Source organism: Geobacillus sp. PK12, from assembly GCF_004123125.1.
Classification (GTDB): Bacteria; Bacillota; Bacilli; order Bacillales; family Anoxybacillaceae; genus Geobacillus; species Geobacillus zalihae.
On sequence record NZ_SDKL01000060.1, the window covers coordinates 43,597 to 55,851 of the forward strand.

A 12,255-nucleotide genomic window follows, 5' to 3' on the forward strand; every position below is an offset into this window, starting at 1 on the left:
AAAATTCTTTCTTTGTGAAAGAATTGACATACACATTTATCCATCAAAGGAAAGAGGGGTTTGATTAGGCTATGAACAAGGGGCTCTGTAACTGGCGCTTATTTTCCCTGTTCGGGATGATGGCGCTGTTGCTCGCCGGCTGCGGCAAGCCGTTTTTATCGACGCTCCAGCCCGCCGGTGAAGTAGCGGACATGCAGTATTCGCTCATGTTGTTGAGCACATCGATCATGGTGCTCGTCATTGTCGTCGTGGCGATCATCTTCGTTTACGTTGTCATCCGCTTCCGGCGGCGCAAGGGGGAAGAAAACAAAATCCCGAAGCAAGTGGAAGGAAGTCATAAGCTGGAAATTATTTGGACTGTCATTCCGATCATCCTCTTGCTCATTTTGGCTGTGCCGACGGTATTGACTACATTTAAACTCGCCGACGTCAAGGCGATGAACGACAAAAAACGAGATAAGGATACAGTTGTCGTCAATGTTCGCGCCAACCAATACTGGTGGGAGTTTGAATATCCGGATTACGGCATTATCACGAGCCAAGATTTGGTCGTGCCGACGAATGAAAAAGTGTATTTCAACTTGATTGCGTCGGATGTCAAACATTCGTTCTGGATTCCGGCGGTCGGCGGCAAAATGGATACGAACACCGACAACAAAAACCAATTTTGGCTTGTTTTTGATCAAAAAGCGACCGATAAGGCCGGCGGCGTCTTTTACGGCAAATGTGCGGAGCTTTGCGGTCCGTCCCATGCGCTGATGGACTTTAAAGTTCGGCCGTTGCCGCGCGACCAATTTGACGCCTGGGTGAAAAAGATGCAAAATGTGAAAAAACCGGTTGTCACCGATCCGGTTGCCAAAGAAGGCGAAGCGATTTTCAATAAAAGCTGTATTGGCTGCCATGCGGTGACGCCTGTGGACAAGCGTCCGGAACAGGCACGCACAGCGCCGAACTTGGCGAACTTTGGCGATCGCGAACGAATCGCCGGTATTTTGGAGCATAACGAAGAAAATCTGAAAAAATGGCTGAGAGACCCGAACAGCGTGAAGCCTGGAAATAAAATGGCGGGTACATATGGCCACTTGACGGAAGAGCAAATTGACGCATTGGCGAAATATTTGATGAGCTTAAAAGTGGAATAAAGCATGAGAAGGAGGTTTCACCGTGAGTACAATCGCGCGCAAAAAGGGTGTTGGCGCCGTTTTGTGGGATTATTTGACAACGGTCGACCATAAAAAAATCGCCCATCTGTACTTGATTTCCGGCGGGTTTTTCTTCCTGCTCGGTGGTCTCGAGGCGTTGTTCATCCGCATTCAGCTCGCGAAGCCGAACAACGATTTCCTTGTCGGCGGCTTGTATAACGAAGTGCTGACGATGCATGGAACGACGATGATTTTCTTGGCTGCGATGCCGCTTGTTTTCGCCTTTATGAACGCAGTCGTGCCGCTGCAGATCGGCGCGCGCGACGTCGCGTTCCCGTTTTTGAACGCTCTTGGATTCTGGATGTTTTTCTTCGGTGGTTTGTTTTTGAACTGTTCATGGTTTTTAGGCGGCGCACCGGACGCTGGTTGGACGTCGTATGCGTCGCTGTCGCTTGACTCAAAAGCGCATCATGGCATCGACTTTTATACGCTCGGGCTGCAAATTTCCGGCTTCGGAACGATCATGGGTGCCATTAACTTTCTTGTGACGATCATCAACATGCGCGCTCCGGGCATGACGTTTATGCGCATGCCGATGTTCACATGGGCGACGTTTGTGACGTCGGCGCTCATCTTGTTTGCGTTTCCGCCGCTTACGGTCGGCTTGATTTTCATGATGATGGATCGGCTGTTTGGCGGCAACTTCTTTAACCCCGCTGCCGGCGGCAATACGATCATTTGGGAGCACTTGTTCTGGGTATTCGGCCATCCGGAAGTCTACATTCTTGTTTTGCCGGCGTTCGGCATTTTCTCGGAAATTTTTGCGACGTTCTCGCGCAAGCGGCTGTTCGGCTATTCGTCAATGGTGTTTGCGACCGTGCTCATCGCGTTCTTAGGGTTCATGGTATGGGCGCACCATATGTTCACGGTCGGGATGGGGCCGATTGCGAACGCCATCTTTGCCGTCGCGACGATGACGATCGCCGTTCCGACAGGAGTCAAAATTTTCAACTGGCTGTTTACGATGTGGGGCGGAAGCATCAAATTCACAACGCCGATGCATTATGCCGTCGCCTTCATCCCGTCGTTCGTCATGGGCGGGGTGACCGGGGTCATGTTGGCGTCGGCGGCGGCGGACTATCAATACCATGACAGCTATTTCGTCGTTGCGCACTTCCATTACGTCATCGTCGGCGGGGTTGTGTTCGCTTTGCTTGCCGGCACGCATTATTGGTGGCCGAAAATGTTTGGCCGCATGCTGAATGAAACGCTCGGCAAAATGACATTCTGGCTGTTCTTTATCGGGTTCCATTTAACGTTCTTTATTCAGCACTTCCTTGGTTTGACAGGGATGCCGCGGCGCGTGTTTACGTATTTGCCGAACCAAGGATGGGAGACAGGGAACTTCGTCAGCACGGTCGGTGCGTTCTTTATGGCGGCTGCCACGATTATTTTACTTATTAACATTGTGGTAACGACAGCAAAAGGCGAAAAAGTGCCGGGCGATGCATGGGGCGACGGCCGCACGCTCGAATGGGCGATCGCTTCGCCGCCGCCGGTGTACAACTTTGCGCAAACACCGCTTGTCCGTGGCTTGGATGCTTTCTGGCTTGAAAAAATGGAAGGCAAAAAAGAATTGACGCCAGCTGAACCGCTTGGCGACATCCATATGCCGAATTCGTCGTTTTTGCCGTTTGTCATTGCGTTTGGTCTGTTTGTCGCCGCCTTCGGCTTTACGTATCATAATGACGCCGGATGGGGCTTGCCGGTCGGCATTCTCGGTCTGCTCATTACGCTCGGTTCGATGTTCTTGCGCTCGGTGATCGATGATCACGGCTTCCACATCCATAAAGAAGAAGTGCTTGAACTTGAGAAGAAGGAGGCGAACGCCTGATGCATGCAGAGGAAAAATTGACGGCCGAGACGTTTCCAGCCGCGCCGGAACGCGCCACCCTTGAGGGAAAAAATAAGTTTCTCGGCTTCTGGCTCTTTTTAGGCGGAGAGACGGTGCTGTTCGCCTCTCTCTTCGCCACCTATTTGGCGCTGAAAGATAAAACGAACGGCGGTCCTTCGGCGGAAGAACTGTTCCAAATGCCGGTTGTGTTCATGGCAACGATGCTGCTGCTAACCAGCAGCTTGACGAGCGTGTATGCCATTTATCATATGAAAAACTTTGACTTTAAAAAGATGCAGCTCTGGTTTGGCATCACTGTTTTGCTTGGCGCCGGCTTTTTGGGCTTGGAAATTTACGAGTTCAATGAATATGTGCATGAAGGCCATAAGTTTACGACCAGCGCTTTCGCTTCAGCATTCTACACGCTCGTTGGCACGCACGGAAGCCACGTCGCGTTCGGGTTGCTTTGGATTTTGACGCTCATGATTCGCAATGCTAAGCGTGGGTTGAATTTATACAACGCCCCGAAATTTTACGTCGCAAGCCTGTATTGGCACTTCATTGACGTTGTCTGGGTGTTCATTTTTACCGTTGTATATTTGATGGGAATGGTGGGGTGAACGTATGGCGAATCAAACGAATTCAGGAAATGAACGCGTCGATTTGGCGTATCGCCGGCGGAAAAACGCGGAAGAGATGCGCCATCAAATGATTGCATTCGTTTTGATGATTTTGTTGACGCTCATCGCCTTCGCCGCCGTTGGTTACGAAGAGTTTTCCCATTGGTTTGTCGTTCCGTTTATTTTGCTTTTAGCCGCCGTGCAGGTCGCATTTCAGCTGTATTATTTCATGCACATGAGCCATAAAGGCCACGAATTCCCGGCGATGTTTATTTACGGCGGTGTGGCGGTTATGCTTTTGCTCGTTTGGGCGTTTACAACAGTCATTTGGTGGTAAGAAAAGGGGGAATCGGTTTTGCGCCGGTTTCCCCTTTTTTGAATAGCTGTGGCGCGGCGTCTTGTAGTATAATGGGAAAGGACCAATCAGGAGGGGATTCGTATGTTTCAATCGCTGCAAATGTTTGGCCCCGTCGCCCTTTGGAGTCCGTTTTTTTTGCTTGTGTTAGTGGCGGTTGCATTGCTGTACATGGGGATCACCGGGCCATGGCGGCAGCGTTTCGGCCTCGGTGATGCCGTTTCGGGGAAGCAGAAAGCATATTTTTGGACCGGGATGGCGCTTCTTTATATATGCAAAGGGTCTCCGCTGGATTTGATGGGCCATTTGACGTTCACCGCCCATATGGTGCAAATGGCAGTGCTGTATTTGATCGTGCCGCAATGTTTTATTTTAGGCATTCCGGCGCCGCTTTATGAGCGAGCGTTCCGTTTCGCAGCGGTGCGCCGCGTGTTTCGGTTGTTGACAAAGCCGATTGTGGCGCTACTGCTGTTTAACGGTTTGTTTTCGCTTTATCACGTTCCATTCATTTTTGACGCTGTGAAAATGAATATGTGGCTGCATGCCTTTGTTACCTCGGTCATTTTCGTTGCTGCGTTTTGCATGTGGTGGCCGCTTGTTAATAAACTTCCTGAGTGGCAAACATTGTCCGGCTTAAAAAAAATGGGTTACATTTTCGCTGACGGCATGCTGTTGACCCCGGCTTGCGCGCTCATCATTTTTACCGATACGCCGCTTTATGCGACGTATACTGACCCGAAAGCATGGATGGCCGCGCTGGCTTTATGCGTTCCTCAAGGGACGCTGGCTTCGCTTGATTTGACCGGGCCGCAAATGTTTTTATCGATGTCGCCGCTCCATGATCAGCAGCTCGGCGGAGTGTTGATGAAAATCATCCAGGAAATCGTGTACGGGACGATGCTGTTCTTCATCTTCACCGAATGGTATCGGAAGGAGCGGGAGAAAGAGCCAAGCATGGATATGGAGCTGCGGCCGACCAAACTGTAAAGCGCGGTTGGCCGCTAAACGATGAACAAAGAAGAAAGGGAGAGAAGCGATGGCCGTTTTACCGACAATCAGCACGAGCTGCATCGTGATCAGCGCTTTGCTTGTTGCTTATGGGTGGTATTTGATCAGCCGCAGGCGGATCGAAGCGCATAAAAAGGTGATGCTGACGGCAGCGGTGTTTGCTTTGCTGTTTTTCACCATTTACATGTCGCGGACGTTGTTTATCGGCAATACGAGCTTTGGCGGGCCGGAGAACGTCAAAGTGTACTATACGCTGTTTCTTATTTTCCATATTGTGCTGGCGACAGTTGGCGCCGTATTTGGCCTTGTCACGATTTGGACGGGATTGAAAGACAAGAGGGCCCGCCATCGTCGGCTTGGGCCGATCACCAGCATCATTTGGTTTGGCAGCGCCTCAACCGGGGTCGTCGTCTACTGGTTGCTTTATGTCCTCTATCCAGGGGGCCAAACGACGTCGCTCATCAAGGCGGTGCTCGGTTTTTAACCGGCGGGCAAGGAGCAAGGGCAGGGATGGCTGCATATATATAGATGCAACCAAAACGTTTAACATATCTTGGATAGAAAAGCCACTTATCGATGTTTCGACTGTCGAGGGCAAGCCGCAGGCTTGCCCCCGTCACGCCTTGGCGTGACGGACGACCGAACAACGACTCGCTTCCCAAGACCCATTCATGGGTCTGAAAGCGGTGTTGTTCGGTCATTCGGCAGTCGGATGCAATGACCGGTAAAAACGAAAAATGTTAAAGCTTTAAATTGCATCTATATAGAATACAACACGCCTGTATAGACGTGATTTTGTGCAGCGGGAGGAGAAGGCGGTGAACACGTTTCGCTATCGGAAACGGAGCGCCGTAGAGGCGACGCTGTTGACCATTGTCATGATGTGTGTGCGCGGCCAGACGGAGGTCGCACTTGACGATTGTGAGGTGTTCATCACCGTTGCTCAAGGCGAGCGGTGCCGCGTCACGGTCAAGATGTCCATTCGATATGGGGCGCCGGTGATGGAAGTTTGCCGCCAGCTGCAACAGCATATTGCCGAGGAGATCGCCGCGATGACGCCATATGTCGCCGAGGCGGTCGACATTGTTGTCAAACGGCTTGTCATGCCGGAAAAAAACGCATGAGAACCGTGCTCTCATGCGTTTTTTGATTATTCTTTGATTTTTTCAAGCTCGCTTTTGACCTGCGCCAACACGTTTTGGCATTGGCTGACAAGAGAGGACGGAAAATGTTCATCATCGCCGTATTCGACGCCGTGTGGATAGTAATGTTTCCCTAAAATCGGCGTGAGCAGCTTAATGAGTGCATAGCGCGAATCGACATCTCCCTCAATGGCGTATCCTTGAACGCGCAAATAGTAGGTGCCTTCTTTGACGACGTATTTCCGGTCGTATGTGACCCGTTCATAATCCCATTGCGCTGCGCGGACAAAACCGTGGCGCTCCATAATGTCATCAAGGTGGGACAGTTCGACCGTCTGATTTTCCAGTCCAGTATTTTCAAACTTCATCTTTCTTCCTCCTAACAACACAATATGTAAAAGCGCCAAACAGGAAATCATCCCCTCATTTATAATAGTACGAAAACGGTTTGCTTTTCAACGAATTGTTTGCCATTGTTTCCGTTTCGCTCGCATTTTTTTGTGTGATCCGGCGCACAATACGGGTAGAAAGGAGAGACGAAGAATGCAAACGGTACGGGACGTCATGTCAACGGATGTGCAATATTGCACGCCCCTTGACAATCTCTACGAAGTGGCGGTAAAAATGCGCGATTTCAACGTCGGGGCGATTCCGATTGTCGATGACGGCCGCCTTGTCGGAATGATTACCGACCGCGATATTGTCGTGCGCGGCATGGCTGAAAAACGTCCCGGTTCGACTGCGGTGACGGAAGTGATGAGCCGCGATCTCGTCACGCTTTCCCCGGACGATTCGGTGCAAAAGGCAGCAGATATGATGGCACGTCACCAAATTCGCCGCCTCCCGGTCGTAGAAAACGGGCGTTTGGTCGGCATCATCTCGCTCGGCGATTTGGCGACGAACCGCTATTCTGATGAACGCGCGGGTCGTGCGTTAAGCGAGATTTCCGAACAAGACGCCATCCATTGACAAACGCAACGGACACGGCTTCTTTCGAGGAGGAGCGCTCTTTTTGGGTGTCCTCTTTTTTTGGCCTCTAAAAAACGGCTATAATGGCAATAAGGAGATTGCGCAGAAAGCGGGAGTTGCCGTGTGAAATGGTTTTTCCTTTTTTTGTTTTTCTTGATTGGATTGTATTATTTTGTGCCGAGTCCGCCGCCCCCGAGCCCCCCGGAGCAGCCAGAGACGAATCGATACATGTTGAAAGAGCCGAAGGCGACGGCCGGCATCGTTGCGTTGATCGGGCAATCGGCGCAAGAGGCGAAAAAACGGCTTGGCGCTCCAGACCGAATCGACCCGTCAGCTTACGGATATGACTGGTGGGTGTACAGCCGTCGACCCGAGTCGTACGTGCAGATTGGCATCTTGCGCGGTCGCGTCGTCACCGCCCTTGTCGGCGGAGAGAAGGTGAACGTTGAACCGTTTGCGGTCGGCCAGCGGTTGCAGACGATTTTTCAAACGATGCCGGTGCTATCGAACATTGAGATTAAGCTAGGCAGCGGGACATACCGGTTTGAGCTGTCTGAACAAGATTACTCATCAAGGCCGGTTGTCAAAGTTGGCAGCGTCTACGCTCAGCTGTATGTTGACCGCTTTACCGGCGAGGTGGCGGCGATCCGCCTGATGGATGCAGAAACGTTCGTCAAGTTGCGGCCGTACGAGCTCGTTTACCGCGGCAGCCTGCCGGCGGCCGCGCCGCTGTCGGAAGAAAAGCGACAGGCTGTTGATGCGGCCAACGCGAAGCAAATTTTTGACTGGACGAATTTGATCCGCCGTCGCCATGGGCTTTCCTCTCTCATGTGGGATGACAAGGCCGCTGCCGCCGCGGAAAAACATAGCCGAGATATGCATGATCACCGGTTTTTCTCCCATGAGTCGCCGCAGTATGGCGATTTATCGAAGCGGCTTGGCGCGCTTCACATTCCGTTCCAGCTTGCCGGGGAAAATATCGCCGCCCATCAAGTCGATGGCGTTGAGGCGACCATCGGATGGCTGAACAGCCAAAACCATCGGAACATGATGTTGAACGAAGAGTTCACTCACTTGGGCGTTGGCGTCTACGCCGATTACTATACGCAAAACTTCTTTACGCCGCTCTAAAAATTGGGCGCACCTCTCTGTGTTGGATGCGATATGATATGGCAGATAGGCATGAGTGGACGAAAGGGATGAGAACCGCCATGGTCAAGCCTCTGCATCCTTCCGTTGAACAGTTTAAACAGTTTGTGAAAAAACATCCAAAAATCATCCAGGAGGTGCGCAGTGGCAAAAAGACGTGGAAACAAGTGTATGAGGATTGGTATTTGTTCGGGGAAGACGATGACATATGGGAGCCGTATCGGGAAACAAACGGTGCGGCAAAAGAGGAGGAAAAAGGAACGAACAAATGGCTCGATAAGCTCGCGTCTATGCTTGGACAGATCGATGCAGCCGATGTGCAAAAACATTTGGCGAACGTCCAGCAGGCGATCGCGGCGATCCAAAGCATTCTTTCCGAATTTCAAGGGGCCGGTCAAGAACAAAGAAACAAAGAAGCGCATCCGTTTTCGTTCCGCAAAGATTAAAGGGTGGTGGCGATGAGGAAAGATGTATGGCAATACCTGCAAGGAACTCCGATGTTGCGCGCGTTTTTGCGCGAACAGCCGCGCTGGTACCGGCTCCTTGCCCGCCGTCCGCATGAACTGTCGACGTTCCAATTGGCCGCCTTGCGCCACTATGAGCTGACGATCCCTGACAAAGTGAAAAAAATCTCCCAATCGTTGCAAATGGCGTCGCTTATGTGGCAAATGTTTAAAGCCATGCGCGACTAATCGGGCGGCCAATGGCAAAGACTAGTTTCGAAAGGGAGTGATGTCTTTGCCAAAGTGGTTCGCATGGTTTGCGGCTGTCATATTGCTCGCGGCGTATGCCTTCTTTGAGCCGGCGTCGTCATCCTCCGCTCACGCCGAAGCAGTGGGCGGTCCGCTTCAGGTGAAGCATGAAGTGAAAGGAAGCGACGTATTCATTGAATGTGTTGCCGTCCACTTTCCGTTCCGCAAAGGGAGCGGCGGCGGACACATTCATGTCTATGTCAACGGGCAAAAAATGACGGAAGTATACACGGCCGCCTTTATCGTGCGCGGTTTGCCGAGCGGGAAACATACCATCCGTCTTGAGCTCGTCTACAATGATGGGAAAGCAACCGGCATGACGCACGAATTTGACGTCGCCATCCGATAGAGATGACGACGATCGTTTAAAAGGCGGACAGAGGCGATTCGGCACAGTCTGGATCGCCTTTTTTGTTTGCTTCTTTGCTATCTCTTTCCTTTTCCTTTTCTTTTCGTTCATGGTATGATGGGTAATGGAGGTGCCATTTGGTGAAGATTGCGACTCTCGAGCGCATCGAGATTTTAGATAAAGCAGAAGCGTTGGCCAAAATGATTGTCGAGTCGGACGTGGCGGACGAATACCGCCGCGCCTTTTGGCGGCTGAAGCAAGACCGCCGCGCCCAGCAGCTAATCGCTCGCTTTGTCAAGCTGAAGGAGCGCTACGAAGAAGTGCAGCGCTTCGGAAAATACCATCCTGATTACCGCGACGTGATGAAAGAAGTGCGCGAAGCGAAGCGGGAGCTCGATTTGCATGAGACGGTCGCCGCCTTTAAGGAGGCAGAGAAGGCGATGCAAGAGTTGCTTGATGAGATCAGCGTGCTGATCGGCAAAGCGGTGTCCGAACATGTGAAAGTGCCGACCGGAAATCCGTACTTTTTGTCGGCGGGCTGTTCCGGTGGCTGCGGGGCGGGCGGAAGCTGCGGCTGCCGCACATAAAAAAAGGGGAAGGGACTATGTTTCCAAAACGGCAAGGGATTATCGTTTGGCTTCATTCGCTGAAATATGGGAAACAGTTGCGCAGGTTCGGCAACATTCATTACATTTCCAAACGGCTGAAGTATGCGGTTCTGTATTGTGATATGGAGCAAGTCGACCATGTCATGAAAAAGCTCGCCTCGCTTCCGTTCGTCAAGCGGGTCGAGCCGTCGTACCGCCCATTTTTAAAACTGGAATTTGAATCGAAAGGGGAGAAGGAAAAAGACTCCCCGTATCCGCTTGGATGAAGGAAAACAGCGGGTCGAAAAAGGCCGACGCCGGCTTTTCGGCCCGCTGTTTCTTTGTTTACTGCAGCGGCGGGATGAAGCGATTCATCCGCATAATGCCGATCAAATGTTGGTAATATAAATCGAGTTCAGCGAACATCGTCGATGGCTTAACATCAAGGTGAATGACGTCCATGCCCAGCTCCTTTGCGGTTTCCATAAATAGTTCGTACCGTTTGTTTGGCTTGACGGACGGATCGGGAATGCCTTCACGGCAAATGTAAAGCGGCTGGAAATCGCCGGGGTCCGTCGGATGAAGGACAACGGCCAAGGAGACGACCGCCTGGCCTTTTTTCACCGTATGGAAGACAAAGAATCCGGACAAACGATGGCGGTTGGCCTTCGCCAATGCAATCAGCTCATATATATCCGAATATCCTTCGCCAAGTTCGATAAATCGTTGGATCATGAATCGTTCCCCCTTGCAAGCATCGTCCACCCTTAACTTTACCGGCCATCCTCGCGAATTGCAATCAAAAAAAAACCTTGCGGAAATGAACCCGCAAGGCCCTTTCCAGTTCCTTGCCTCCGCGCAGGGCGGAACAAGGATCGGAAAGAATAAAGAAAAGGGAGAGGAGAAACCGGAGGAAGAACTTATGGGGAAACGTAAGTCTTCTCCGTCACTGGCAACAACGCACGAAGCGTGTTGCCATTACTCATTATGGACCGTTTGCCGATTTCTATACATGAATGGCGAAAAAATTCCGTAGTTTGACGATCATCAACTTTATGGTAAGATTACCATGAAAACAACGAATCAAATGGATGACAAAGCCACCTTGAAACGGTGAATTGGGTGAAGGCGATGAGAGTGATTTCCGGGACATGCAAAGGACGGCGTCTGCAAGCGGTTCCAGGGATGTCGACACGGCCGACGACCGATAAAGTCAAAGAAGCGATCTTTAATATGATCGGGCCATATTTCTCAGGCGGCAACGGTCTTGATTTGTTTGCTGGCAGCGGCGGCTTGGGCATCGAGGCGCTCAGTCGAGGAATCGAGCGCGTCATTTTCGTCGATCATGACAAGAAAGCGGTGCAGACGGTCCGAAAAAACGTGGCGGCCTGCGGGCTTGAGAAGCGGGCGGAAATTTACTGCAACGACGCCGAGCGGGCGCTGAAGGCAGCAGCGAAGCGCGGCCTCCGCTTTGCGGTTATTTTCCTTGATCCGCCGTACAAAGAGAAACAGTGGCCGACGTTGCTGTCGTCGATCGCCGAGCGTCAGTTGCTGGAGCCGCACGGCGTCGTCGTCGCTGAACACTCGGCGGAGGCGGAGCTGCCGGAGGAGGTCGGCGGCCTGACACGATGGAAGCGGGAAACATACGGTATCACCGGTGTGACGATTTATAGATGGGAAGGGGATGGAAGCGATGGCGAGCATTGCGGTTTGCCCCGGGAGCTTTGACCCTGTGACGTACGGGCATTTGGATATTATTAAACGAGGGGCGAAAGTGTTTGATCAAGTGTATGTGGCGGTGTTGAACAACTCGTCGAAAAAGCCGCTGTTTACTGTCGAGGAGCGGATCGCGCTGCTTCGTGAGGTGACGCGGACGCTTCCGAACGTCCATGTCGAAGCGTTTCACGGCCTGCTTGTTGATTATGCCCGCAGCAAAAAAGCGAATGCCATTTTGCGCGGCTTGCGCGCTGTGTCCGATTTCGAATACGAAATGCAAATTACGTCGATGAACCGCGTTCTTGATGAAAACATTGAAACGTTTTTTATGATGACGAACAGCCAGTATGCGTTTTTAAGCTCGAGCATCGTCAAAGAAGTGGCGAAATACAACGGCGATATTTCCGAGCTCGTGCCCCCGGTTGTTGAGCAGGCGCTGAAGCGGAAATTTGCGTCCACGGCCGCTGATTGACGCTTCCTTATGAAAGCCGCTTAAGCGAACGTTGCAGTCGGCGCCGGCCCGGTTTTGCCGTCAAGGGCGGCTCACGGCCGAGACGACGCGAGCCGCCCCG

18 protein-coding genes are annotated in these 12,255 nt (G+C 51.8%); 16 read left to right on the forward strand and 2 right to left on the reverse strand.

Translation table 11 applies throughout. The annotated features are described in order from the left end of the window. Positions 1-71 precede the first annotated feature (71 nt). The 7 genes from coxB to ETR37_RS16100 all read left to right on the forward strand — a co-directional run bounded on the left by coxB (position 72) and on the right by ETR37_RS16100 (position 6,143). Positions 72-1,142: a cytochrome c oxidase subunit II gene (gene coxB, locus ETR37_RS16065; RefSeq protein WP_020755433.1), complete on the forward strand. Its 1,071-nt coding sequence runs from the start codon at positions 72-74 to the stop codon at positions 1,140-1,142. A 22-nt stretch (positions 1,143-1,164) separates the two neighbouring features. Continuing rightward, positions 1,165-3,036, forward strand: coding sequence for a cytochrome c oxidase subunit I (gene ctaD / locus ETR37_RS16070; protein WP_060788362.1), 1,872 nt, complete (start codon positions 1,165-1,167; stop codon positions 3,034-3,036). Further along, complete coding sequence (ctaE, locus tag ETR37_RS16075; RefSeq protein WP_011230584.1) at positions 3,036-3,656, forward strand: cytochrome c oxidase subunit III; 621 nt, start codon at positions 3,036-3,038, stop codon at positions 3,654-3,656. The genes ctaD and ctaE overlap by 1 nt, the downstream gene beginning before the upstream one ends. Positions 3,657-3,660: 4 nt before the next feature. After that, entirely contained in the window at positions 3,661-3,993 is a 333-nt protein-coding gene (gene ctaF / locus ETR37_RS16080; protein ID WP_013145877.1) for a cytochrome c oxidase subunit IVB, read from the forward strand. Between the two features lie 102 nt (positions 3,994-4,095). Next, complete coding sequence (gene ctaG / locus ETR37_RS16085; protein ID WP_020755436.1) at positions 4,096-4,998, forward strand: cytochrome c oxidase assembly factor CtaG; 903 nt, start codon at positions 4,096-4,098, stop codon at positions 4,996-4,998. 49 nt (positions 4,999-5,047) lie between these two features. After that, entirely contained in the window at positions 5,048-5,503 is a 456-nt protein-coding gene (locus tag ETR37_RS16090) for a DUF420 domain-containing protein (RefSeq protein ID WP_011230587.1), read from the forward strand. A gap of 334 nt (positions 5,504-5,837) precedes the next feature. Then, positions 5,838-6,143: an Asp23/Gls24 family envelope stress response protein gene (locus ETR37_RS16100; protein ID WP_015374346.1), complete on the forward strand. Its 306-nt coding sequence runs from the start codon at positions 5,838-5,840 to the stop codon at positions 6,141-6,143. A gap of 26 nt (positions 6,144-6,169) precedes the next feature. Here the strand turns inward: ETR37_RS16100 and ETR37_RS16105 are convergent, their stop codons facing one another. Further along, positions 6,170-6,529, reverse strand: a complete 360-nt coding sequence (locus tag ETR37_RS16105) for a YugN family protein (protein ID WP_015374347.1) — start codon at positions 6,527-6,529, stop codon at positions 6,170-6,172. Positions 6,530-6,704: 175 nt separating this feature from the next. On the opposite strand from ETR37_RS16105, the gene ETR37_RS16110 reads away from it, so the two are divergent. The 7 genes from ETR37_RS16110 (at position 6,705) to ETR37_RS16140 (ending at position 10,254) form a co-directional block, all read left to right on the forward strand. Then, positions 6,705-7,130, forward strand: coding sequence for a CBS domain-containing protein (locus ETR37_RS16110; RefSeq protein WP_020755440.1), 426 nt, complete (start codon positions 6,705-6,707; stop codon positions 7,128-7,130). Positions 7,131-7,253: 123 nt separating this feature from the next. Next, the gene (locus ETR37_RS16115; protein WP_020755441.1) at positions 7,254-8,261 is read left to right on the forward strand and encodes a CAP domain-containing protein; all 1,008 of its coding nucleotides are present in this window, start codon (positions 7,254-7,256) and stop codon (positions 8,259-8,261) included. A gap of 80 nt (positions 8,262-8,341) precedes the next feature. Beyond that, positions 8,342-8,725 carry a YlbD family protein gene (locus ETR37_RS16120; RefSeq protein WP_014195361.1) on the forward strand — a complete coding sequence of 128 codons (384 nt, stop codon included), beginning with the start codon at positions 8,342-8,344 and terminating at the stop codon, positions 8,723-8,725. A 12-nt stretch (positions 8,726-8,737) separates the two neighbouring features. Next, the gene (locus tag ETR37_RS16125; protein WP_129447507.1) at positions 8,738-8,971 is read left to right on the forward strand and encodes a YlbE-like family protein; all 234 of its coding nucleotides are present in this window, start codon (positions 8,738-8,740) and stop codon (positions 8,969-8,971) included. A 40-nt stretch (positions 8,972-9,011) separates the two neighbouring features. Next, positions 9,012-9,380, forward strand: a complete 369-nt coding sequence (locus ETR37_RS16130; RefSeq protein WP_025949743.1) for a hypothetical protein — start codon at positions 9,012-9,014, stop codon at positions 9,378-9,380. A 140-nt stretch (positions 9,381-9,520) separates the two neighbouring features. Next, a complete protein-coding gene (locus ETR37_RS16135) occupies positions 9,521-9,967 on the forward strand; it encodes a YlbF/YmcA family competence regulator (protein WP_011230595.1) in 447 nt (148 codons plus the stop codon). 17 nt (positions 9,968-9,984) lie between these two features. Beyond that, on the forward strand, positions 9,985-10,254 hold the full coding sequence (locus ETR37_RS16140) for a YlbG family protein (protein ID WP_025949744.1): 270 nt from the start codon (positions 9,985-9,987) through the stop codon (positions 10,252-10,254). A gap of 58 nt (positions 10,255-10,312) precedes the next feature. Here the strand turns inward: ETR37_RS16140 and ETR37_RS16145 are convergent, their stop codons facing one another. Continuing rightward, complete coding sequence (locus ETR37_RS16145) at positions 10,313-10,702, reverse strand: DUF7147 family protein (protein WP_013145867.1); 390 nt, start codon at positions 10,700-10,702, stop codon at positions 10,313-10,315. Between the two features lie 396 nt (positions 10,703-11,098). Here ETR37_RS16145 and rsmD point away from each other — a divergent pair, with 396 nt between their 5' ends. Further along, positions 11,099-11,695: a 16S rRNA (guanine(966)-N(2))-methyltransferase RsmD gene (gene rsmD / locus ETR37_RS16155; RefSeq protein WP_129447509.1), complete on the forward strand. Its 597-nt coding sequence runs from the start codon at positions 11,099-11,101 to the stop codon at positions 11,693-11,695. Then, positions 11,661-12,155, forward strand: a complete 495-nt coding sequence (coaD, locus tag ETR37_RS16160) for a pantetheine-phosphate adenylyltransferase (protein ID WP_129447510.1) — start codon at positions 11,661-11,663, stop codon at positions 12,153-12,155. Before rsmD ends, coaD begins: the two co-directional genes overlap by 35 nt. Positions 12,156-12,255: the final 100 nt, after the last annotated feature.